The sequence below is a fragment of the Streptomyces sp. NPDC020489 genome, from assembly GCF_044386545.1.
In the GTDB taxonomy this organism is placed as follows: Bacteria; Actinomycetota; Actinomycetes; order Streptomycetales; family Streptomycetaceae; genus Streptomyces.
The window spans coordinates 58,378-81,169 of the sequence record NZ_JBIRUZ010000008.1 but is presented as its reverse complement, the minus strand read 5'-3'; the positions used below and the strand labels follow the sequence as shown (position 1 = coordinate 81,169).

The window sequence follows — 22,792 nt, the reverse complement described above, 5'->3', positions numbered from 1 at the left end:
GACTCAGCCGTAGACGATGCGGCGCAGCTGCCTGAGCGTAAGCTCCGGCGGCGCGACCGCCCGGTATTTCAGGTCCGCCTCGATCCGTTCGAAGATCTGCGCGTTCACCAGGCCCTGGGCCTGGAGCTCGCGGTGGCGGCGACGGACGTAGTCCTCGGTCGTCTCGTCGAAGTAGGCGAGCACGTCCTGGACCACCCGCAGCGCCTCGCCCCGGCTCAGGGCCGTGGAGCGCGTCAGGTGATCAACAAGGTCGTCGTGCACTCGGTAGATCCTGGGGTATCGGCGAGGGTTTCGCAAGGATCCTGCCCGATTTCGGGCAGGCCCCTGGGAGAACTCTTAGAAGAACATTGAATCTCTTATGAGGCCGTGTTCGTGAACCGGCCACTCGCCGTCTTGCCTTTCGTTGCCTCGGGGGACGAGTTTCAGACGCCATGGACATTCCTCGCATGGGCGTACCCGAGCGGCTCGCCGACCGCATGAGCATGGCCGAGCAGCACGAGTACCTGCGCGCCAGATTCTCCCGGCGCACGATGATCAGGGGCGGTGCCGTCACCCTGGGCGCCGTCGCCGGTGGCGCGTTCACACCCGGCGCCACCGCACAGGCCACCCCCATGGCCGCTCCGCGCACCGAGACCGTCGACGGCGCGCTCGTCGCCCCCTTCGGCCGCCACCTCGCCTACGGCAACGACCCGCGCACCGAGATGACCGTCTCCTGGCAGGTCCCCGTCGCCGTCAAGAAGCCCTTTATCCGCGTCGGCGTCCACCCCTGGGACCTCTCCCGCAAGATCGAGGCCGAGGTGCGCACCCTCCACACGCCCGCCGGCGTCGGCGTGAGCGCCGACCACACGCAGTACTACGTGCACGCCAAGCTGACCCACCTCAAGCCCGGCCGGACCTACTACTACGGCGTCGGCCACCAGGGCTTCGACCCGGCCGCCCCGCACCTCGCCGGCACCCTGGGCACCTTCACCACCGCCCCCGCGCACAAGACGCCGTTCACCTTCACGGCCTTCGGCGACCAGGGCGTCAGCTACCACGGCCTGGCCAACGACAGCCTGCTCCTCGGCCAGAACCCGGTCTTCCACCTGCACGCCGGCGACATCGCGTACGCCGACCCGGCCGGGCAGGGCAAGCCGTCCGACACCGGCTTCGACGCGCGGGTGTGGGACCAGTTCCTCGCCCAGACCGAGTCGGTCGCCAAGTCGGTGCCGTGGATGGTGAGTTACGGCAACCACGACATGGAGGCCTGGTACTCGCCCAACGGCTACGGCGGCGAGGAGGCCCGCTTCACGCTCCCCGACAACGGACCGGACCGCAAGAACCTGCCGGGCGTCTACTCCTTCGTCTACGGCAACACCGCGATCATCTCGCTCGACCCGAACGACATCTCGTACGAGATCCCCGCCAACCTCGGCCTGTCCGGCGGCACCCAGACCACGTGGTTCGAGCGGCAGCTGAAGAAGTACCGGGCCGCGCGGGACATCGACTTCGTCATCGTGTTCTTCCACCACTGCGCCTACTGCACCTCCACCGCGCACGCCTCCGAGGGCGGGGTGCGGCAGGAGTGGGTGCCGCTGTTCGAGAAGTACACGGTGGACCTGGTCATCAACGGCCACAACCACCAGTACGAGCGCACCGACGTCATCAAGGGGAACAAGGTCGCCAAGAAGCTCCCGATCGGCGAGACGGCCTACCCCGAGACCGAGGGCGTGGTGTACGTGACGGCGGGCGCGGCCGGGCGCAGCCTGTACGCCTTCTCCGCGCCGGACTCCTACGAGGGGCACCAGAACGAGGTCGAGTCCGTGGCCTCCTTCGTCAACACCAAGGACGGCAAGGTCGACGAGACCGTCGACTGGTCCCGGGTGCGCTACCTCGACTACTCCTTCCTGCGGGTGGACGTGGAGCCCGCCCCGCGCGGCCACCTCGCCCGGCTGAGGGTGTCGGGCATCGCCGAGACCGGTGAGCGGATCGACCACTTCACGGTGGCCCGCAAGGCCAGGTAGCCCTCCCGCGCGGGCGGTCACATCCGCTTGAGGACCGCCTGTTTGGCCAGGGTGAACTCCTCCTCCGTCAGCACCCCGGTGCGGCGCAGCTCGCCGAGCTCGCGCAGCCGGCGCAGGAGGGCGTCGTGGTCGTCCTCGGCGGCGACCGGAGGAGAGGGCGGCTCCGGTCGGGTCCCGGGGGCCCTGGTCATGTCCGTGGCGGCCGTCCGGGCCGGGTGGGGGAGCCTGGCCTGGACGGCCGCCGCGACCAGGGCCATCAGCGCGTCCTTCTTGAAGCCCCACAGCTCCACCGCGTGCGGGTCGTACTTCGCCGGCGTCTCGGTGGGCGCGTCGCGCAGCCGGAAGCGGAGGCAGCCGTTCTCCAGGCCGACCGCCGGGCGCCACTCCACGGCGGCCAGGTCGGCGAGGGCGAGGGTGCGGATGCCCGCGGCCGCCTTGGCGTCCTCCGTCCACCAGTTCCACTCCAGCCGGACGTGCTCCCCGTCGAAGCTCGCGGTGCCGTCCCCGGCGGAGAAGGACAGCGGCACCGCCGGACCCGGCAGCAGGTACGCGGCGACCGGCGCGGCCGGCACCCGGTCCAGCGCCAGGGCGGAGCGCACCTGGTCCACGAGGTACTCGGCGACGCCGTAGCGGTCGGCCTCGACGATGAGCTGGTACGGGTCGTCGGGCTCGGTCAGCCGGCCGCCGACGGCGTGCAGCAGCGGGTCGGAGCCGTCGCGCAGCCGCAGCCTGAGCCGTCCCGCCCTGCGTCCCTGCTCGAAGGAGACGCCGGCCAACGCGCCCAGCGGGACGACCAGTTCACCCAGGGTCCGGCGGAACAGGCTCACGCTCTTGTCGCGTCCCGGGGTCAGCCGCAGGGCGTCGCCGTCGAAGGCCCAGGTGCCGTCCCGCTGGATGATTTCCGCCATGGGCAAAGTCTGGCATTCCAGGCCCGGTTGCCCAGGGGGCGCGGCGTCGACGCCCGTGGGGTGGACGGCGGCGGGGTGGCCGTCGCAGAGTTGGTCTCTACCAATTCAGGGCCGAAGGGGGCCGCCGTGAGACCGCGCCACCGCACCACTCCCCGTATGACCCGACTGCTCGGCTCGTTGCTGCTGATGGCGGCCGCGGGCTCCTTCACCGTCGGGGCGGCACCCTCGGCGCCCGGCGCCGGGGCGCGGCCCCTCGACGAGGTGGTGCCGGCGCCCGCCTCGGTCGCGCCGGGCGGTTCGCCGTACCGCATCACCCGCGGCACGCACATCCGTGTCGACGGCGGCCCGGAGGCGCGCCGCGTCGGCGAGTACGTCGCGGACGTCCTGCGGCCCTCGACCGGGTACCCGCTGCCGGTCACCTCCGGCGGGCGCGGGGGCATCCGGCTGCGGCTGGCCGAGGGCCCGTTCGGGGCCGAGGGCTACCGGCTCGACAGCGGCGCCCAGGGCGTCACCATCACCGCCGCCCGGCCCGCGGGCCTCTTCCACGGCGCGCAGACCCTGCGCCAGCTCCTCCCGGCCGCCGTCGAGAAGGACTCGGTCCAGCCCGGACCCTGGCTGGTCGCGGGCGGCACGATCACGGACAGCCCGCGCTACGGCTGGCGCGGCGCGATGCTGGACGTCTCCCGGCACTTCTTCACCGTCGAGCAGGTCAAGCGGTACGTCGACCAGCTCGCCCTGTACAAGATCAACACGCTGCATCTGCACCTGAGCGACGACCAGGGCTGGCGGATCGCCGTCGACTCCTGGCCGAGGCTCGCCGCCCACGGCGGCTCCACGCAGGTCGGCGGCGGGCCCGGCGGCCACTACACCAAGGCCGACTACCAGGAGATCGTGCGCTACGCCGCCTCCCGCCATCTGGAGGTCGTCCCCGAGATCGACATGCCGGGCCACACCAACGCGGCCCTCGCCTCCTACGCCGAGCTCAACTGCGACGGCGTGGCACCCCCGCTGTACACCGGCACCGAGGTCGGCTTCAGCTCGCTGTGCGTCGGCAAGGACGTCACCTACGACTTCGTGGACGACGTGATCCGGGAGCTGGCGGAGCTCACACCGGGCCGGTACCTGCACATCGGCGGGGACGAGGCGCACTCCACGAGCCACGAGGACTACGTGAAGTTCATGGACCGGGTGCAGCCGGTCGTCGCGAAGTACGGCAAGACCGTGGTCGGTTGGCACCAGCTGACCGGGGCGACCCCGGCGAGGGGCGCGGTGGCCCAGTACTGGGGGCTGGACGGGACGAGCGCGCAGGAGAAGGAGCGGGTCGCGGCGGCCGCGCGGGCCGGGACCGGGATCGTGCTGTCCCCGGCCGACCGGGTCTACCTCGACATGAAGTACACCGCGGACACCCCCCTGGGGCTGGACTGGGCGGGGCTGGTGGAGGTGAGGCGGGCGTACGACTGGGATCCGGGCGACTACCTGCCGGGCGTGCCGGACGAGGCGATCCGCGGTGTCGAGGCGCCGATGTGGACCGAGACCCTCACCACCTCCGACGACCTCGAGTACATGGCCTTCCCCAGGCTGGCGGGGGCGGCCGAGCTCGGCTGGTCGCCGGCCGCCACGCACGACTGGGAGCGGTACAAGGTGCGGCTCGCCGCGCAGGGGCCGCGGTGGGAAGCACTGGGGATCAACTACTACCGGTCGCCGCAGGTGCCCTGGCCCGCGGGCTAGTCGACCGTACGTGGACGGGCGCCCCGGGGGACCGTACCCCGGGGCGCCCGTCCGGCTCCGGCTCAGAACCCCGCGATGGGGTTCTCGAGGGTGCCCACCAGCTGCAACGCGCCCGCCGGGTCCGACAGGTCCACCATCTGCCGGTTGTCGCGCAGCTGGAGGCGGTTGAGGCAGGACAGGGCGAACTCCGGGGCGAACATGTCGTACTGCCGGAACTTGTCGGCGAGTTCGGGCACCGAAGCCTGGTACTCGCGGGTGACCTCCGCGACCGTCCGCCAGAAGTCGTCCTCCGCAAGAACGCCCTCGGCGGCCAGGTTCGCGGCGAGGAAGCGGAAGAAGCAGTCGAAGACGTCCGTGAAGATCGACAGGAGCTTCGTGTCCTCCGGGACGTCCACGCGCAGCCGTTCGACCGCGGGCGGCAGCACCGCGTCGACGTCCATGACCGCGATCTCCTCGGCGATGTCCTTGTAGATCGCGCGCTCGACGACCCCGTCCTTCAGCACGAGGATCACGTTCTCGCCGTGCGGCATGTAGACCAGGTCGTAGGCGTAGAAGCTGTGCAGCAGCGGGGTGAAGTACGCCGTCAGGTAGCGGCGGAGCCATGCGGTGGGCTTCAGGCCCGACCGCTCGATCAGCGCGCCCGCGAAGGACCTGCCCTCGTGGTCGACGTGGACCAGGGAGGCCATGGTGGCCAGGGACTCGCCGTCCCCCAGGAGGTTCACCGGGCTCTCGCGCCACAGCGCGGCCAGCATCTTGCGGTACGGCGAGTAGCGGTCGGTCGCCGCCTCGTACTCCAGGTGCCGGTAGCCGACGGCGGCGCGCTCGCGGATGATCGACAGGCCCGTCGACTTCAGCACGGGGTCGTTGTCGATGAGCTGGGCCAGCCAGTCGTTGATCGCCGGGGTCGCCTCCATGTAGGCCGCCGACAGGCCGCGCATGAAGCCCATGTTGATGACGGACAGGGCCGTCTTCACGTAGTGCTTCTCGGGGCTGGAGCGGTTGAAGAAGGTCCGGATGGACTGCTGGGCCAGGTACTCGTCGTCGCCCTCGCCCAGACAGACCAGGTGCCGGCGGGCGACCTCGGCGGCGAAGGTGACGGACAGCTTGTTCCACCACTGCCAGGGGTGCACGGGGATGAGGAGGTAGTCGGCCGGGTCGAGGCCCTGGTCGGTGAGCGTGGCGTGGAAGCGCTCGACCGTCTCCTCGCCCAACTCCTGCCGTACGAAGGTCTCGTACTCGATCCCGACCCCGGCCGTGAACGCGGCGCGCGAGCGGTGGGCGGCGAGCCAGACCAGACGGACGGGGCTCGCGGTCTCGGGGGCGTACGCCAGGTACTCGTGGATGCCGAAGCCGAGCCGGCCGTTGTTGGCGACGAAGCAGGGGTGGCCCTCGGTCATACCGGTCTCGATGGCCTGGAAGCCGCTCTCCGCCAGCTCCTCGACCGGGATTTGGGGCTTGGTGAGCTTGTAGCAGGTGCCGGAGAGGGTGGAGGAGATCTCCTCCAGGTAGACCGGCAGGATCTCGTCGCTCAGGCCCAGCGCCTGCCGCAGCTCGATGAAGAAGTCCAGCGCGGCGAGGGGGAGGTCGACGCCGTCCCGGTGACGGGAGATCGAGTCGGCGTCGACCTGCCAGTGGTCGAGGGCGCGGCGGACGGCGGTGAACCGGTAGCGGGTCAGACCGTCGTCGCTGCGGACCTCGAAGCGGCCGTCGGCGGTGGCCTCGGGCGTGATGAGCCGCTCGTGGGCGAACTCGGCGAGGGCCTTGCGCAGCAGGAGGCGGTTGGCCTGCTCCCAGCGTTCGGGGGAGAGGTGGGCGACGGAGTCGGCGAGGGTCATGCGGTCACCGCCGTCGCCGCGTAGAACTGCTCCCGGGTGCAGAAGCTGAGCAGCGCCTTCTTCTCCGGCTTCTGGATCTCCCGCTCGGGCACGAACCCGACGGCCTCGTTCAGGGCGTGGACGGCCTTGTTGGAGACGTCCGGCTCGACGACGACCCGCTCGACGGCCGGGTCCTCGAAGAGGTGGGCCATGACGGCGGTGATGACGGACCGGGTGAAGCCGTGCACGGGGGTGTCGGTCGCGGGCGTGAGGAAGTGCATGCCGACATCGCCCGGCCGCGGCTCGTACAGGCCGACCAGTTCCCGGTGGGCGGGGTCGTACCTCTCCATCAGGAAGGCGGGGACGCCGTGGCGGTCGAGGCCCAGCAGTGCGTGGTGGTGCTCGTCGGCGGCGATCTCCATGTACGCGCGCTCGACGTCCTCCAGTTTGGCGTCCTGCATCATCCAGAACGCGGCCTTGGGGTGGGTGACCCAGCCGTGCAGCAGCTCGGCGTCCTTGAGCGGGTCGAGCGGGCGGAAGGTGAAGGTGTGGGGGGTGGTCATACGGAGAACTCCTGGAACGCGATGGTCTTCTCGACCGGGTAGTACTCGCTGCCGAGCAGCTCGCGGATGATGTAGCTGTTGCGGTACGCGCCCATGCCCAGGTCGGGCGAGGTGATGCTGTGGGTGTGCACGCCGGCGTTCTGGAGGAAGACCCCGCGGCCGGTGACGTCGATCGAGTAGTTGCGGGCGACGTCGAAGTTGCCGTGCGCGTCACGCACCAGACGGTCCTGGACCGGCGCGAGGAACTCCGGCTCGGCGTACCGGTAGCCGGTGGCGAGGACCAGGCCCTGGGTCTGGAGCTCGTAGTCCTTCTCCTGCTCCTCCTGGCGGAAGGAGAGGGTGTACGTGCCGTTCTCGTACCGGGCGGCGTTCAGCGAGGAGTTGGTCAGCAGTCGGGTGGGGACGGGGCCGCCGAGGTTCTTCTGGTAGAGCAGGTCGAAGATCTCGTTGATGAGGTCGCCGTCGATGCCCTTGAACAGGCCCTTCTGCTCGGCGGTGAGCCGGTAGCGGGTGCTCTCCGGCAGCTCCCGGTAGTAGTCGATGTACTCCGGGGAGGTCATCTCCAGCGTCAGCTTGGTGTATTCGAGGGGGAAGAAGCGCGGGGAGCGCGTCACCCAGTTCAACCGGTAGCCGTGGACGTCGATCTCGCTGAGCAGGTCGTGGTAGATCTCGGCGGCGGACTGACCGGAGCCGACGATCGTGATCGAGTCCTTCTTCTGGAGCTCCGCCTTGTGCTGCATGTATTGGGAGTTGTGGAAGAAGTCCCCGCCGAGGCCCCGCACGGCCGCCGGGTAGTGCGGGGAGGTGCCGGTGCCCAGGACGAGGTGGCGGGCGCGGAAGACCTCGCCGGCCTCGGTCCTGACCACGTACAGCTCGTCCTCGTAGGTGACCTCCGCGACGGTCGTGGAGAAGCGCACGCTGCTCAGCTTGTTCGCGGCCCAGCGGCAGTAGTCGTCGTACTCCACCCGCAGCGGGTAGAAGTTCTCGCGGATGTAGAACGAGTACAGCCGGCCCTTCTCCTTCAGGTAGTTCAGGAAGGAGTACGGCGAGGTCGGGTCGGCCAGGGTGACCAGGTCCGACATGAACGGCGTCTGGAGGTGGGCCCCTTCGAGGAACATGCCCGCGTGCCACTCGAAGTCGGGCTTCGACTCCAGGAAGACACCGTGGAGTTCGTCGATGGGCTCGGTGAGACAGGCCAGGCCGAGGTTGAAGGGGCCGAGCCCGATCCCCACGAAGTCGAGGGCCGTGGTCGGGTTTTCAGGACGCGCGGTCAAGGGACTCTCCCAGGTACTGCTCGGCGTGGCCGGCGATCAGGTCGAGGACGGCCGCGATGTCGTCGGTCGTCGTCTCGGGGTTGAGCAGGGTGAACTTCAGATAGTGGCGACCGCCGACCTTGGTGCCCGCGACCACCGCGTCGCCGGAGGCGAACAGGGCCTTGCGGGCGTACAGGTTGGCGCGGTCGATCTCGGCCGGGTCGGTCACGGCGGCCGGGATGTAGCGGAAGACCAGGGTGGACAGCGTGGGCTCGACGACCACGTCGTAGCGCGGGTCGGCGGCGAGGATCCGCCAGCCCTCCACCGCGAGGTCGCACACCTCGTCGAAGAGCTGCCCGATGCCGTCGGCGCCCATCACGCGCAGGGTCATCCACAGCTTGAGGGCGTCGAAGCGGCGGGTGGTCTGGAGGGACTTGTCCACCTGGTTGGGGATGCGTTCCTGCACCATGCGGCGCGGGTTGAGGTACTCCGCGTGGTAGGTGGCGTGCCGCAGCGTGGCCGCGTCCCGGACCAGCACGGCGGAGGAACTCACCGGCTGGAAGAAGGACTTGTGGTAGTCGACGGTGACCGAGTCGGCGCGCTCGATGCCGTCGATGCGGCCGCGGTACTTCACCGAGGCGAGCAGTCCGCAGCCGTAGGCGGCGTCGACGTGCATCCAGGCGCCGTACTGCTCGCACAGCTCGGCGATCTCGGGCAGCGGGTCGATGGAGCCGAAGTCGGTGGTGCCGGCGGTGGCGACGACGGCCATGGGGACGAGGCCGTCGGCCTTGCAGCGCTCCAGCTCATGGGCGAGCGCGACGGTCTGGAGGCGCTTGTTCTGGTCGACCGGGAGGGAGACCACGGCGTCCTGGCCGAGGCCCAGCAGCTTCGCGGACTTCTTCACGCTGAAGTGGCTGACCTCGGAGGCGAAGATGCGCAGTTTCGCGAGGGAGTCGGTCTTGGCCTCCTCGCGGGCGAGGAGGAGGGCCTGGAGGTTGGACTGGGAGCCGCCGGAGGTGAAGACGCCGTCGGCGTTCGGGCCGAGCCCGATCCGCGCGTTCGTCCAGTCGATGAGCTTGCGCTCGATGAGCGTGCCACCGGCCGACTGGTCCCAGGTGTCCAGGGAGGAGTTGACCGCGGAGAGGATCGCCTCGCCGAGCACGGCCGGTATGACGACCGGGCAGTTGAGGTGGGCGAGGTAGCGCGGGTGGTGGAAGTAGACCGCGTCGCGGAGGTAGACGTCCTCCAGCTCGTCGAGGACCGCCGCGGTGTCGAGCAGCGGCTTGTCGAGGTCGATCGCGTCGATGGTGGGGGCGAGGGCGTCGACGGTGACACCGCTGAACGGACGGTCGGTGGCGGCGAGTTTGGCTGCCACCCGCTCGATACCTTCGGTCACGGAGCGGCGGTACTGCTCCGCGGTCGTGTCATTGAGCAGGTGCGAGCGCATGCTGGGGGTCCTCCGGTGGGGAGCAGTCCGTGCGGGGCGGACGGGGGTGGGGACGCGATTTCGATCTCGCTTGGCGTTACTTAGGTTAGCCTAACTTAAGTACGTTGGATCAAGTGCGGCGTCATCCGTGACGACGATCACGTCCGCCGCGGCCGGCACCGCCTGCGCAGCACTCGCCGCCGCGCGCCGGGGAGCCGGGGGCGTGCGGCGGTGGGTGTCGCTTCGGGGTCACTCCGCGGCGCGGAGCTGCTCCTCGGTCAGGCCCTGCCGCCAGTAGCCGACGAAGGTGACGCTGCGGCGGTCCACACCGCGCTCGCCGACGAAGTGCCGGCGCAGCTGCTTCACGCGGCTCGACTCGCCCGCGATCCACACGTACGGGCGCGTCGCGGGCGGGAGATGGGCGGCACGGATGGCGCCGAGGGCCATGGGGGACCCCTCGGCGCCCTCCGGCCCGCCTGCGCACCGGTCGCGCACGAACCAGGTGATCTCGGCGTCCGCCTCGGTCACCAGGTCCTGGATGTCCGCGGCGTGCTGCACCTCCAGCCAGACCCGGGCCCGGGTGCCGGCCGGCAGCGACTCGACGATCGCGGACGCGGCCGGGAGCGCGGTCTCGTCACCCCAGATCAGCACGAGGTCGGTGCCCTCCGCGGGCCGGAACCGGATGGCCCGGTTGTCGGCGATCGCCGGGCCCAGCAGCAGGACGCGGTCACCGGCGGCGGCGCGCGAGGCCCAGCGGGAGGCGGGGCCCGCCGGGGTGGACGCGCCGGGCTCGACGCCGTGCAGGACGAAGTCGATGTCGATCTCGGTGGTGTTGCCCAACGCGTCGCGGCGCAGGGCGCGCAGTGTGTACGAGCGCATCACGGCCCGTACGTCGTCGGGGAGTTCACGCCACGCCTGCCACCAGCCGTCACCGAGCTCGATCGGGACCGCGGGCTCGGTCTGCCCCGGGTGCGGCAGGAACAACGACAGCGACTGGTCCCGCCCGTGGGAGCAGAACTCCCGCAACTCGTCCCCGGCGAAGGTGATCCGGACCAGCGACGGCCCGAGCCGCAGCGTCCGTACGACGTGCAGGGAGAAGAAGCGGAACGGGGCGGCGACGGCGGTGGTCATGGGTGCGCTCCTGCTCGGGGGGCGAAGTGACGTTTTTCAGGGGCGCGGGGAACTGCGCGACCAGCCGCAACCGGCCCGCAGTTCACCACGGCATCGAGCCCCGTTCCTCAGCTGACGTTCCTCAGCTGACCTTCTTCAGCCGACGTTCTTCAGCTGACCTTCTTCGCGTTCTCGAGGGCCTCGGCGAGCGTCTCGAGCAGCGGCGTGCACTTGTCGTAGGACAGGATCGGCTCGGGCGAACGGGAGATGACCTGCCCGGCCTTGACCGCGGGCAGCTTCTTCCAGGTGGCCTCGGTGATGTCGGCCGGCTGGATCGTCGAGGAGCGGTCGTCCATCATGATGATGTCGGCCGGGTACTTGTCGACGTTCTCCCAGCTCAGCGACTCGTACCAGCCGCCGCCCTTCGCCTTGGCCTTCTCCGGGGGCTCGACGAAGTTCACGCCGAGGGCCTTGAAGTACTCCAGGTCGATGGAGAGGTTGGTGCCGGAGACGTAGAAGATGTCCTGGCTCGCGGAACCGGCCAGCACCTTGATGTCGGGCTTCGCCTTGGCGGCGGCGCGCAGCCGGGTCGCGGCGGCCTCGAACTTCTTCTTGGCCTCGGTCACCTTCGCGGCCTTCATGTCGGCGCCCAGGGACTCGGCCAGCTCCCACATGCGCTGAAGCGGCTCGGTGATCTGGCGGTCGTAGACGGAGATGCCGACGCTCGGGGCGAGCTTGGCGATCTTGTCGGCGGAGGCCGCGGGGACGTACCAGAGGGTGCCGGCGTCGTCGAACATCGTGGTGATGAGGACGTCCGGGGCGAGCGCGGCGTACTTCTCGACGTTGAACTGGTCCCAGACGTTGCCGAGGATCTCGACCTTGGAGATGTCCATGTCGCCGGCCTGCACGTCGGCCTTGCCGTCGGTGGTCTTCGTGGGGCCGAAGACGCCCTTCACGGAGATGCCGTAGTCGTACAGCGCGGCGGCGACACCGGTGAACGCGACGATGTTCGCGGGGACCTTGTCGAGCGAGACGGTCTTGCCGCGGTCGTCCTTGAACGTCCAGGGGCCGGACTTCGCTGCGGTCGTCCCCGTGTCAGAACCACCGCTTTTCGCGTCGTCGTCACCGCAGGCTGCGAGCACGGCACCGAGGCCGAGGGCGCCGCCCGCGGCGAGGATGCCACGGCGGGTGAGGTGGGTGGCTCTGGCGTTGGACATGTGTGTGGCTGCTTTCGAACGGGGCGGATCGCCCGCCGGACAAGTTCGAATGAAGGTTAGCCTAACCTCATCGCTTGTCCAGGGGTGGGCCCCCTTCGATCGAAAGCTGTGCGACCCCTGTGGGGTGGGTGGTCGAGGCTTGCGGGACCCAACTTCCTTGCAAACAACGCCTGTTGGGCGGCTGCGGATCTGGGGCAGGAGTGAACGGCGAGCCGATCACGGGGTGGCCGGTGGCTCGTACGCGGTCCGCGGTGCCCGCAGGACGTCGGCCCGAGTCCCTCGGAGTCGGGCCGACGTCATTCCTCAGCTCGTCAGGCCGAGTTCCCGTGCGATCAGCATCCGCTGCACCTCGCTCGTGCCCTCCCCGATCTCCAGGATCTTGGAGTCGCGCCACATGCGGGCCACCGGGTACTCGTTCATGAAGCCGTAGCCGCCGTGCACCTGGGTGGCGTCGCGGGCGTTGTCCACGGCGACCGTCGAGGAGTACAGCTTGGCGAGGGCCGCCTCCTTCTTGAAGGGCTCGCCCGAGACCAGGCGGGAGGCGGCATCCCGCCACGCCAGCCTCGCCGTGTGGGCCTTCATCTCCATGTCGGCGATCTTGAACTGGATGGCCTGGTTGGAGCCGATCGGGCGGCCGAAGGCGTGGCGCTCCTTGGCGTACTTCACCGACTCGTCCACACAGCCCTGGGCCAGCCCCGTCGCCAGCGCCGCGATCGCGATGCGGCCCTCGTCGAGGATGCGCAGGAACTGGGCGTAGCCGCGGCCCTCGGTGCCCAGCAGGTTCTCCGCCGGGACCCGGACGTCGGTGAAGGACAGCTCCCGGGTGTCGGAGGCGTTCCAGCCGACCTTGGAGTACGGGGCCGCGACCGAGAAGCCCGGGGTGCCGGAGGGGACGATGATCGAGGAGATCAGCGGCTTGCCGTCCGGCTTGCGGCCGGTGACCGCCGTGACCGTCACCAGGCCCGTGATGTCCGTGCCCGAGTTGGTGATGAAGCACTTGGTGCCGTTGATCACCCACTCGTTCGTCGACTCGTCCAGGCGGGCCGTCGTACGGGTCCCGCCCGCGTCGCTGCCGCCGTCCGGCTCCGTCAGCCCGAACGCGCCCAGGATCTCGCCCGAGCACAGCCGGGGGAGCCACTCCCGCTTCTGCGCCTCCGTGCCGTACAGGTGGAGCGGCATCGCGCCCAGCGACACCCCCGCCTCCAGGGTGATGGCCACCGAGGAGTCCACCCGCGCCAGTTCCTCCAGGGCCACGCCCAGCGCCAGGTAGTCGCCGCCCATGCCGCCGTACTCCTCCGGGAAGGGCAGGCCGAACAGGCCCATGCGGCCCATCTCGCGGACGATCTCGTAGGGGAACTCGTGGTGCTCGTAGTACTCGCCGATCTTCGGCGCCACCACGTCGTGCGCGAACTCCTCGACCGTACGGCGGAGTTCGTCGAGTTCGGGGGAGAGGCGATGGTCCATGGCGGGTCACTGCTCCTTGTGGGACAGGGCTCGGACGGTGCGGGACGGGCTGGGTCGGCCCAGTTGTTCGGCCATCCAGACGCTGGTGGCGACCAGACGGTCGAGGTCGACGCCGGTGTCGATGCCAAGGCCCCGCAGCATCCACACGAGGTCCTCGGTGGCGAGGTTGCCGGTGGCGGACTTGGCGTACGGGCAGCCGCCGAGGCCGCCCGCGGAGGCGTCGACCGTGGTGACGCCGTGCTGGAGGGCGGCGTAGGTGTTGGCGAGGGCCTGGCCGTAGGTGTCGTGGAAGTGCACGCCCAGGATCTCCACGGGCACGCCGTGGCCGGTCAGCTCGGTTAGCAGGGCCCGGACGTGGCCCGGCGTCGCCACGCCGATGGTGTCGCCCAGGCTCAGCTCGTCGCAGCCCATCTCCAGCAGCGCCCGGCAGACGTCCACCACCTGCGGGACGGGCACCGGGCCCTCCCAGGGGTCGCCGAAGCACATCGACAGATAGCCGCGGACGTGGACGCCGGCCTGCTTGGCGCGCGTGACGACCGGTGCGAACATCGCGAGCGCGGCGTCCAGGGTGCGGTTGAGGTTGGCCTTGGCGAAGGACTCGCTGGCGCTGGCGAAGACGGCCACGCGGGTGGCCTTCAGCGCCAGGGCGCGGTCCAGGCCGCGTTCGTTGGGCACGAGCACCGGCAGGTCCACCGGGAGGTCGGCGACCTGCGGGAACAGCTCCTCGGCGTCGGCCAGTTGGGGCACCCACCTGGGGTGGACGAAGCTGGTCGCCTCGATCGTGGTCAGGCCCGCGTCGGCCAGGCGGCGGATGAACTGCGCCTTGACCGCCGTCGGGACCGTGCCCTTCTCGTTCTGGAGCCCGTCGCGGGCGCCCACCTCGTGGATGCGGACCCGGGCGGGCAGGCCGGGTTCGGGGACCGTCATGGGCAGGTTCACGGCGTCGCCTCCTCGTGGGGGGCGATCACGGCGAGCACCTGGTCCATGGCGACCGTCGCGCCGGGGGTGACGTCGAGTTCGGCGACCGTGCCGGCGTGCGGGGCGGAGACGACGTGCTCCATCTTCATCGCCTCCACCACCAACAGGCTCTGCCCCGCGGTCACTTCGTCGCCGAGTGCGACCTTCACCACCGTCACCGTCCCCGGCATGGGCGCGGTGAGCGAGTCGGCGCCCGCGTGCTGGGCGCCGGTGAGGGAGGCGGCCACCGGGTCGTGGTCGCGCACCTGCCAGGCGTCGCCGTCGCGGCCCAGCCAGGTGCCGTCCGGCAGGGCGGTGAAGGTGTGGGTGCGGCCGTCGAGCTGGAAGGTGTACCGGCCCCCGCTGACCGGGGTCGGCGGCCGCCCCGCGAGGGGTGTCTCCGCGCCGTCGAGCAGCACCTCCACCCCGCCGCCCGGGGTGCTGCGCACGCGGACGGTGAGCGGGTCGTGACCGGCGGCGTGCAGGTGGTGGGGCGTCCAGACCGGCTCGCCGCCCAGGCGCCAACCACTCGGCACGGAGTACGGGTCGACCCAGCCGGAGTCCGGCGCGGGGGCCAGGGCGGCGTGCCGCAGCAGCGCAGCGGCCGCGTGGACCTCCGGCGGTACGTCGGTGGGGACGAGCCCCGCCACCTCCCGCTCCACCAGCCCGGTGTCCAACTCGCCCGCCACGACCGCCGGATGGCCCAGCAGCCGCCGCAGGAACCCGGCGTTCGTCTGCACGCCGAGCGTGACCGTCTCCGCGAGCGCCGCCCGGAGCTTGCGGATCGCGGTCGCGCGGTCGGGGCCGTACGCGATCACCTTGCTCAGCATCGGGTCGTACAGGCTGCCGACCTCGGTGCCCTCGCTGAGCCCGGAGTCGGTGCGGACGCCGTCGCCCTCAGGCTCGCGCAGCCGCAGGACGGTGCCGCCGGACGGCAGGAACCCGCGCGCGGGGTCCTCGGCGCAGATGCGGGCCTCGACGGCGTGCCCGGTGAGCGTGACGTCGTCCTGGCCGAAGCCCAGCCGCTCGCCCGCCGCCACCCGCAGCTGCCACTCGACCAGGTCAAGACCGGTGATCAGCTCGGTGACCGGGTGTTCCACCTGGAGGCGGGTGTTCATCTCCATGAAGTAGTACGAGGAGGGGTCGTCGCCCGGGACGATGAACTCCACCGTGCCCGCGCCCCGGTAGCCGCAGGAGCGGGCCGCCTCGACCGCCGCGCCGCCCATCGACGCGCGCGTGGCCTCGTCGAGCAGGACGCTGGGCGCCTCCTCGATGATCTTCTGGTGGCGGCGCTGGAGCGAGCACTCGCGTTCGCCGAGGTGGACGACGTTGCCGTGGCCGTCCGCCAGGACCTGGATCTCGATGTGCCGGGGGCGGTCGACCCAACGCTCGACGAGGAGGGTGTCGTCACCGAAGGAGGCGCGGGCCTCGCGGCGGGCGGCCGCGATCTCCTCGTCCAGGAGGTCGAGGTCGCGGACCAGGCGCATGCCCTTGCCGCCGCCGCCCGCGGAGGGCTTGAGCAGGACCGGGGCGCCCAGGGCCCGGGCGGCGTCGGCCAGTTCGGGGTCGCGGCCGCCGGGGACCACGGGGACGCCCGCGGCCTGGACGGTCTCCTTGGCGCGGATCTTGTCGCCCATCAGGGCGATGGCGTCGGCGGGCGGCCCGATGAAGACCAGCCCCGCGTCGGCGCACGCGCGCGCGAAGGCCGCGTTCTCCGCGAGGAAGCCGTACCCGGGGTGGACGGCCTGGGCGCCGGTGCGGGCGGCCGCGTCGAGCAGCCGCTCCACCGACAGATAGCTCTCGGCCGCCGGAGCCGGGCCGATCCGTACCGCGGTGTCGGCCTCGCGGACGTGCCGGGCGTCGGCGTCGGCGTCGGAGAAGACGGCGACGGAACGCACCCCCATCGAGCGCAGGGTCCGGATCACGCGGACCGCGATCTCGCCCCGGTTGGCGACAAGCACTGTGTCGAACATCGTGTGGAAGTCCCTCACATCCGGAAGACGCCGAACTGGGGGTCACCCAGCGGCGCGTTGGCGCAGGCGGTCAGGGCCAGACCCAGGACCTGCCGGGTCTCCAGGGGATCGATGACCCCGTCGTCCCACAGCCGGGCCGTCGCGTAGTAGGCGTTCCCCTGACGCTCGTACTGCGCGCGGATCGGGTCCTTGAAGCTCTCTTCCTCCTCCGCGGCCCAGGACTCGCCGCGCGCCTCCAACTGGTCCCGCTTGACGGTCGCGAGGACCGAGGCGGCCTGCTCGCCGCCCATGACGGAGATCTTGGCGTTGGGCCACATCCACAGGAAGCGGGGGGAGTAGGCCCGCCCGCACATGGAGTAGTTGCCCGCCCCGTAGGACCCGCCGACCACGACGGTCAGCTTGGGCACGCGCGTGCAGGCGACGGCCGTGACCATCTTGGCGCCGTGCTTGGCGATGCCGCCCGCCTCGTAGTCCTTGCCGACCATGAAGCCGGAGATGTTCTGGAGGAAGAGCAGCGGGATGCCGCGCTGGTCGCACAGCTCGATGAAGTGGGCGCCCTTCTGGGCGGACTCGGAGAAGAGGATGCCGTTGTTGGCGACGATGCCCACCGGGTGGCCGTGGATGTGGGCGAAGCCGGTGACCAGGGTCTGCCCGAACTCGGCCTTGAACTCCGCGAAGCGGGAGCCGTCGGTGACGCGGGCGATGATCTCGCGCACGTCGTAGGGGGTGCGGGAGTCGACGGGCACGGCGCCGTAGAGGCCGTACGGGTCGACCTTGGGCTCCTCGGCGGTGCGCGCCTCCCAGGGGAGCGGTCCGCGCGCGGGCAGCGTCGCGGCGATGTCCCGCACGATCCGCAGGGCGTGCGCGTCGTCCTCGGCGAGGTGGTCGGTGACCCCGGAGGTCCGGGAGTGCACCTCGCCGCCGCCCAGCTCCTCGGCGGTGACGACCTCGCCGGTGGCGGCCTTCACCAGCGGCGGGCCGCCCAGGAAGATCGTGCCCTGGTTGCGCACGATGACGGCCTCGTCGCTCATGGCCGGCACGTAGGCGCCGCCGGCCGTGCAGGAGCCGAGGACCGCGGCGATCTGCGGGATGCCCGCGCCGGACATCCGGGCCTGGTTGAAGAAGATCCGCCCGAAGTGGTCGCGGTCGGGGAAGACCTCGTCCTGCATCGGCAGGAAGGCGCCCCCGGAGTCCACGAGGTAGAGGCAGGGCAGCCGGTTCTCCAGGGCGACCTCCTGGGCCCGCAGGTGCTTCTTCACCGTCATCGGGTAGTAGGTACCGCCCTTGACGGTGGCGTCGTTGGCGACGATCACGCACTCGCGCCCGCTGACCCGCCCGATCCCGGCGATGACACCGGCCGCCGGGGCCTGGCCCTCGTACATCCCGTCGGCGGCGAGGGGGGCGAGCTCCAGGAAGGGGGAGCCGGGGTCGAGCAGGGCGTCGACCCGGTCGCGCGGCAGCAGTTTGCCGCGCGCGGTGTGCCGGGCGCGGGCCTTCTCGCCCCCGCCGAGACGGGCGGCGGCGAGCTTGTCGCGCAGCTCCTCGACGAGTCGCCGGTGACCCCGCTCGTTGGCCCGCCAGGCCTCCGACGCGGGGTCCGCCGCGCTGTGGAGCTCCGGTGCCTGATGCATCCTCGCGATCCCCTCACCTTGTTAATGAGCGTTAACGCATTTCGTCCAGGTTAACGAGCGCTAACCTCCCTGTCTAGAATTGCCTCCATGGCCACCAGAACCGACGCCCCCACCCGCCGCGAGCAGATCCTCAAGGAGGCCGCTCGACTCTTCGCCGAGCGCGGCTTCCACGGCGTCGGCGTGGACGAGATAGGGGCCGCGGTCGGCATCAGCGGCCCGGGGCTGTACCGCCACTTCGCGGGCAAGGACGCGATGCTCGCCGAGCTCCTGGTGGGGATCAGCGAGCAGCTCCTCAGGGGCGCCCGGCACCGGCTGGCGGAGGTCGACGGCTCCGGCGCGTCGGAGGTCCTCGACTCCCTGATCGAGGGGCACATCGACTTCGCGCTCGACGACCGCCCCCTGATCACCCTGCACGACCGCGAGCTGGACCGCCTGCGCGACAGCGACCGCAAGCTCGTACGACAGCTCCAGCGGCAGTACGTCGAGCTGTGGGTGGGCGTGGTGCGCGAGGTGTACCCGGGGCTGACGGAACCCACGGCGCGCTCGGCCGTGCACTCGGTCTTCGGCCTGCTGAACTCGACACCGCACCTGGGGCGCCCCGGCTCGCTGCCGGGCCGCGGCGCCATGGCCGCTCTGCTGCACCGGATGGCCCGGGGGGCGTTCGCGGCGGCCGGGGAGTGACGAGCGTTACGGACGGGTTCCCCTGGACGGCTCTCGCTACCGGCCGGTACGGTGGATGAGCAAGCGCTTAGCCGTGCGGATCGCAACCATCGGTTGAGGAACCCCGACGGCGAGCAACCACCTACGCGACAGCGGCGCCGGCTCAGGCGCAAAGGAGGTGCGGCGGTGCGCCGTACGGTGTTCAACGAGGATCACGAGGCGTTCCGGGAGACCCTCCGGGCCTTCATCGAGGCCGAGGTCGTACCCGTCTACGACGAGTGGTTCGCCGCGGGCCAGGCGCCGCGCGACTTCTACTACAAGCTCGCCGAGCTCGGCGTCTTCGGCATCCGCGTGGACGAGGAGTACGGCGGCGCCGGCATCGACTCGTACAAGTTCGAGGCCGTGATGTACGAGGAGACGGCCCGCGCGGGCGTCCAGTTCGGCGGCTCCGGCGTGCACGTGCTGCTCGGCCTGCCGTACATCAAGATGCTCGCCACCGACGAGCAGAAGAAGCGCTTCCTGCCGAAGTTCGTCTCCGGCGAGGAGATGTGGGCCCTGGCGATGACCGAGCCGGGCACCGGCTCCGACCTCGCGGGCATGAAGACCACCGCCAAGCTCTCCGAGGACGGCACGCACTACGTCCTCAACGGCTCCAAGACCTTCATCACCGGTGGCGTCCACGCCGACCGCGTGATCGTCTGCGCCCGCACCTCCGCGCCGACCGCCGAGGACCGCCGGTTCGGCATCTCCCTGTTCGCCGTGGACACCAAGTCCGAGGGCTACTCCATCGGCCGCAAGCTCGACAAGCTCGGCCTGCGCACCTCCGACACCGCCGAGCTGGCGTTCGTCGACGTGAAGGTCCCGGTCGAGGACCTCCTCGGCGAGGAGAACAAGGGCTTCTACTACCTCGGCCACAACCTGGCCTCCGAGCGCTGGGGCATCGCCTTCGGCGCCTACGCGCAGGCCAAGGCCGCCGTCCGGTTCGCCAAGGAGTACGTCCGGGAGCGCACCGTCTTCGGCAAGCCCGTCGCGTCCTTCCAGAACACCAAGTTCGAGCTGGCCGCCTGCCAGGCGGAGGTGGACGCGGCCGAGGCCGTCGTCGACCGCGCCCTGGAGGCCCTCGACGCCGGTGAGCTCACCCCCGCCGAGGCCGCCAGCGCCAAGCTGTTCGCCACCGAGGTCGCGCACCGCGTGATCGACCGCTGCCTCCAGCTGCACGGCGGCTACGGCTTCATGAACGAGTACCCGATCGCCCGCCTGTACGCGGACAACCGGGTCAACCGCATCTACGGCGGCACCAGCGAGATCATGAAGTCGATCATCGCCAAGGACATGGGGCTGTAAGGTTCCGGAAAATCCCAGCCCGTAGCGTCGGCTCCATGAGTCAGGCACTTCAGGATCTCCTCGATCTGCTCGACCTCGAGCAGATCGAGGAGACCATCTTCCGCGGCCGCTCCCGGCCCGCGATCGTCCCCCGTGTCTTCGGCGGCCAGGTCGCGGCCCAGGCACTCGTCGCCGCCGGACGGACGGTCCCCGAGGACCGCCTCGCCCACTCCCTGCACGCGTACTTCCTGCGCACCGGGGACCCGGGCGCCCCCATCGTGTACACGGTCGAGCCCCTGAACGACGGCCGGTCCTTCACCACCCGCCGCGTGGTCGCCGTCCAGCACGGCAAGCCGATCTTCGCGCTGTCCGCCTCCTTCCAGAGGCACGAGGACGGCTTCGACCACCAGGCCCCCATGCCGCCCGCCCCCGACCCGGCCACCCTCCCCACCTCCGCGGACCGGCTGCGCGGCTACGCCCACATCGCCCCCGACGTCATCGAGAAGTTCCTGGAGGCCCGCGAGGCGATCGACCTGCGCTATGTCGACGAGCCGCCGTACGGGAAGTTCGGCGAGCCGCGCGAACCGCACTCCCAGGTCTGGTTCCGCACCAACGGCAAGCTGGCGGACGACCCCCTCCTGCACGTCGTCCTCGCCACCTACGTCTCCGACATGACCCTGCTCGACTCGGTCCTCCTCGCCCACGGGCGCGGCGGCTGGGCCGTCGGGGACGTCGTCGGCGCCTCCCTGGACCACGCGATGTGGTTCCACCGCCCCTTCCGCGCCGACGAGTGGCTCCTCTACGACCAGCAGTCGCCCTCCGCGCACGGCGGCCGCGGTCTCGGCCAGGCGCGCATCTACACCCGGGACGGACGGCTCGCCATCTCGGTGATCCAGGAAGGCGTGGTCCGCTCACCTCGGGAAAACTGAAGGGCATGACGAGCGGCAGCACTTCCGAGGACGACGGCGGCGGCGAGTCCACCTTCACGGTGATCGTCGCCGCCGTCGCCAATCTCGGCATCGCGGTGGCCAAGGCCGTCGCCGGTGTCATCAGCGGATCGAGCGCGATGCTGTCGGAGGCGGCCCACTCCGTCGCCGACACCGTCACCGAGCTGCTGCTGCTCACCGCGCTCAAACGCAGCGAGAAGCCCGCCGACGAGGACCATCCGCTGGGCTACGGGCCCGAGCGCTACATCTGGGCGATGCTCGCCGCCGTCGCCACCTTCGTCGGCGGCGCGGTCTTCTCCCTCTACGACGGTGTCCACACCCTCGTCGCCGGCGAGGAACTCGGCGACCCGCTCGTGTCGTACGTCGTCCTCGGCGTCGCCTTCCTGCTGGAGGGCTACTCCCTGCGGACCGGCGTCAAGCAGGCTCGGGGCGAGGCGGCCAGGTTCCGGGCGCCCTTCCGGGTCTATCTGCGCCACACACCCGACACCGCCGTGAAGGCCGTGGTCCTGGAGGACTCCGCCGCGCTCATCGGACTCCTGCTCGCCGCGGGCGGCCTGCTCGGCGGGCAGCTCACCGGCTCCGGCGCCTGGGACGGGATCGCCTCCCTGCTCATCGGGCTGCTGCTCCTCTACGTGGCCTGGGTGCTCGGGCGGTCCAACGCCGAGCTGCTCATCGGCCGGCCGCTGCCGAAGCCGATGCGGGAGCGGATCCGGGCCGAGCTGCTGGCGGTGGAGCACATCGAGGCCGTGCTGGAGCTGACCACCCTGGTCCAGGGGCCGCGGGAGGCGCTGGTCGCGGCCAAGGTCGACTTCCGGGACGTGTCGACGGCGGCCCAGATCGAGTGGGCCTGTGAACAGGCCGAGCTGCGGCTGCGGGCGGCGTTCCCCGGGGTGAGCCGGGTGTACCTGGACCCGACACCGGGGTACGCGCAGGACCGGACGCAGGGGCTGAACCCCTGGCCGTGACGCCGGGGTCCGGCCCGCCGCCCTACGCCAGCCCCGCCTCCGCCAGCAGATACGCCGTCATCGGGTCGTAGTGGCGGGGGCTGACGACGTGGTCGTCGAGGGGGACCGTGACCTGGACGGTGCCCTCCGCCTCGGCGAGGAAGAGCGCCGGGTCGTTGCAGTCGGCGTAGCCCACGGAGTCGACGCCGTGCTGACCGGCGTACCCCGCCCAGCCGTGGTCCGCGACCACCAGGTCCGGCAGCGGACGGCCCTCGCGCTCCAGCCCGGTCAGGATCGCCTTCATCGGCTCGCCGGAGTGGGTGTGCCACAGGGTGGCCCCGTGCTCCAGGACCGCCACGTCCGCGAACTGCATGACGTACCCCTCGTCCGTCTGGAGCCCCTCCGGGATCACGACGATCTCGCAGCCGGCGGCCCGCAGCGCGGCGGCCGTGGAGTGGTGGACCTCCAGGAGCCCGCCGGGGTGGCCGGTGGCGAACAGGACGCGCTGCCGACCGTCGGCGGCCTTGCGCAGCCGCGCCGCCATGCGCTCCAGGCCGTCCACGGTCAGCTCGGGGTCGATGGTGTCCTGGCCGTACCGGTACTCCGGGTCGTCGTTGACGCCCACCCGCTCCGCCATCACCGCGAGCACGTCCTGCTCGTCGGTCCAGCGGTCGCCGAGCTCCAGGCCGAGCCAGAAGTTGCGGACGCCGTTGGCCAGCTGACGGTAGTGGGAGAGGTTGTTCTCGCGGGGCGTCGCGACATCGCCCGCGATGCGGGTCCGTACGAGGTGGTCGACGAGCTCGGCGCGGCTGGGGGTCCCGGGTATCGGCATGCTGCCCATTGTGAGGCAGAGGGCCGCGGGCGTGCCGGG

The 22,792-nt window shown here is 71.0% G+C and carries 19 protein-coding genes; 6 read left to right on the top strand and 13 right to left on the bottom strand.

Translation table 11 applies throughout. From position 1 onward, the window contains the following. Positions 1 to 3 precede the first annotated feature (3 nt). Complete coding sequence (locus ACH41F_RS22475) at positions 4 to 261, bottom strand: hypothetical protein (RefSeq protein WP_391235854.1); 258 nt, start codon at positions 259 to 261, stop codon at positions 4 to 6. Positions 262 to 446: 185 nt separating this feature from the next. Between ACH41F_RS22475 and ACH41F_RS22470 the strand changes: the two genes are divergently transcribed. Then, positions 447 to 2,003 carry a fibronectin type III domain-containing protein gene (locus ACH41F_RS22470; RefSeq protein WP_391235852.1) on the top strand — a complete coding sequence of 519 codons (1,557 nt, stop codon included), beginning with the start codon at positions 447 to 449 and terminating at the stop codon, positions 2,001 to 2,003. A 17-nt stretch (positions 2,004 to 2,020) separates the two neighbouring features. On the opposite strand, the gene ACH41F_RS22465 is transcribed toward ACH41F_RS22470, so the two are convergent. Continuing rightward, the gene (locus tag ACH41F_RS22465) at positions 2,021 to 2,911 is read right to left on the bottom strand and encodes a DUF4429 domain-containing protein (protein WP_391235850.1); all 891 of its coding nucleotides are present in this window, start codon (positions 2,909 to 2,911) and stop codon (positions 2,021 to 2,023) included. 126 nt (positions 2,912 to 3,037) lie between these two features. Here ACH41F_RS22465 and ACH41F_RS22460 point away from each other — a divergent pair, with 126 nt between their 5' ends. Continuing rightward, positions 3,038 to 4,639, top strand: a complete 1,602-nt coding sequence (locus tag ACH41F_RS22460) for a family 20 glycosylhydrolase (protein ID WP_391235847.1) — start codon at positions 3,038 to 3,040, stop codon at positions 4,637 to 4,639. A gap of 62 nt (positions 4,640 to 4,701) precedes the next feature. Here ACH41F_RS22460 and ACH41F_RS22455 read toward each other — a convergent pair whose 3' ends face one another. The 10 genes from ACH41F_RS22455 to ACH41F_RS22410 form a co-directional block, all read right to left on the bottom strand. Then, complete coding sequence (locus tag ACH41F_RS22455; protein ID WP_398837106.1) at positions 4,702 to 6,474, bottom strand: IucA/IucC family protein; 1,773 nt, start codon at positions 6,472 to 6,474, stop codon at positions 4,702 to 4,704. Further along, the gene (locus tag ACH41F_RS22450) at positions 6,471 to 7,016 is read right to left on the bottom strand and encodes a GNAT family N-acetyltransferase (protein ID WP_391235841.1); all 546 of its coding nucleotides are present in this window, start codon (positions 7,014 to 7,016) and stop codon (positions 6,471 to 6,473) included. Before ACH41F_RS22450 ends, ACH41F_RS22455 begins: the two co-directional genes overlap by 4 nt. Next, positions 7,013 to 8,290 carry a lysine N(6)-hydroxylase/L-ornithine N(5)-oxygenase family protein gene (locus ACH41F_RS22445; protein WP_398837104.1) on the bottom strand — a complete coding sequence of 426 codons (1,278 nt, stop codon included), beginning with the start codon at positions 8,288 to 8,290 and terminating at the stop codon, positions 7,013 to 7,015. Before ACH41F_RS22445 ends, ACH41F_RS22450 begins: the two co-directional genes overlap by 4 nt. Continuing rightward, the gene (gene desA, locus ACH41F_RS22440; protein WP_398837102.1) at positions 8,274 to 9,716 is read right to left on the bottom strand and encodes a lysine decarboxylase DesA; all 1,443 of its coding nucleotides are present in this window, start codon (positions 9,714 to 9,716) and stop codon (positions 8,274 to 8,276) included. Before desA ends, ACH41F_RS22445 begins: the two co-directional genes overlap by 17 nt. Before the next feature lie 228 nt (positions 9,717 to 9,944). Continuing rightward, positions 9,945 to 10,826, bottom strand: a complete 882-nt coding sequence (locus ACH41F_RS22435) for a siderophore-interacting protein (RefSeq protein ID WP_391235832.1) — start codon at positions 10,824 to 10,826, stop codon at positions 9,945 to 9,947. Between the two features lie 149 nt (positions 10,827 to 10,975). Continuing rightward, on the bottom strand, positions 10,976 to 12,022 hold the full coding sequence (locus ACH41F_RS22430) for an ABC transporter substrate-binding protein (RefSeq protein WP_398837100.1): 1,047 nt from the start codon (positions 12,020 to 12,022) through the stop codon (positions 10,976 to 10,978). Positions 12,023 to 12,325: 303 nt separating this feature from the next. Continuing rightward, a complete protein-coding gene (locus ACH41F_RS22425) occupies positions 12,326 to 13,486 on the bottom strand; it encodes an acyl-CoA dehydrogenase family protein (RefSeq protein ID WP_398837099.1) in 1,161 nt (386 codons plus the stop codon). Between the two features lie 6 nt (positions 13,487 to 13,492). Next, entirely contained in the window at positions 13,493 to 14,425 is a 933-nt protein-coding gene (locus ACH41F_RS22420; RefSeq protein WP_398837097.1) for a hydroxymethylglutaryl-CoA lyase, read from the bottom strand. Further along, a complete protein-coding gene (locus ACH41F_RS22415) occupies positions 14,422 to 16,416 on the bottom strand; it encodes a biotin carboxylase N-terminal domain-containing protein (RefSeq protein WP_398837096.1) in 1,995 nt (664 codons plus the stop codon). Before ACH41F_RS22415 ends, ACH41F_RS22420 begins: the two co-directional genes overlap by 4 nt. Before the next feature lie 14 nt (positions 16,417 to 16,430). Beyond that, complete coding sequence (locus ACH41F_RS22410; RefSeq protein ID WP_398837094.1) at positions 16,431 to 18,047, bottom strand: carboxyl transferase domain-containing protein; 1,617 nt, start codon at positions 18,045 to 18,047, stop codon at positions 16,431 to 16,433. An 87-nt stretch (positions 18,048 to 18,134) separates the two neighbouring features. Between ACH41F_RS22410 and ACH41F_RS22405 the strand changes: the two genes are divergently transcribed. From ACH41F_RS22405 to ACH41F_RS22390, 4 genes are all read left to right on the top strand, one after another. Then, the gene (locus tag ACH41F_RS22405) at positions 18,135 to 18,728 is read left to right on the top strand and encodes a TetR family transcriptional regulator (RefSeq protein ID WP_391235814.1); all 594 of its coding nucleotides are present in this window, start codon (positions 18,135 to 18,137) and stop codon (positions 18,726 to 18,728) included. Positions 18,729 to 18,893: 165 nt separating this feature from the next. Next, positions 18,894 to 20,051: an acyl-CoA dehydrogenase family protein gene (locus ACH41F_RS22400; RefSeq protein ID WP_391235811.1), complete on the top strand. Its 1,158-nt coding sequence runs from the start codon at positions 18,894 to 18,896 to the stop codon at positions 20,049 to 20,051. A gap of 35 nt (positions 20,052 to 20,086) precedes the next feature. Continuing rightward, complete coding sequence (locus tag ACH41F_RS22395) at positions 20,087 to 20,959, top strand: acyl-CoA thioesterase domain-containing protein (protein WP_391235808.1); 873 nt, start codon at positions 20,087 to 20,089, stop codon at positions 20,957 to 20,959. Positions 20,960 to 20,964: 5 nt separating this feature from the next. Next, on the top strand, positions 20,965 to 21,942 hold the full coding sequence (locus tag ACH41F_RS22390; RefSeq protein ID WP_391235806.1) for a cation diffusion facilitator family transporter: 978 nt from the start codon (positions 20,965 to 20,967) through the stop codon (positions 21,940 to 21,942). Between the two features lie 22 nt (positions 21,943 to 21,964). Here the strand turns inward: ACH41F_RS22390 and ACH41F_RS22385 are convergent, their stop codons facing one another. After that, positions 21,965 to 22,753, bottom strand: a complete 789-nt coding sequence (locus tag ACH41F_RS22385; protein ID WP_391235803.1) for a phosphatase — start codon at positions 22,751 to 22,753, stop codon at positions 21,965 to 21,967. Between the last annotated feature and the right edge of the window lie 39 nt (positions 22,754 to 22,792).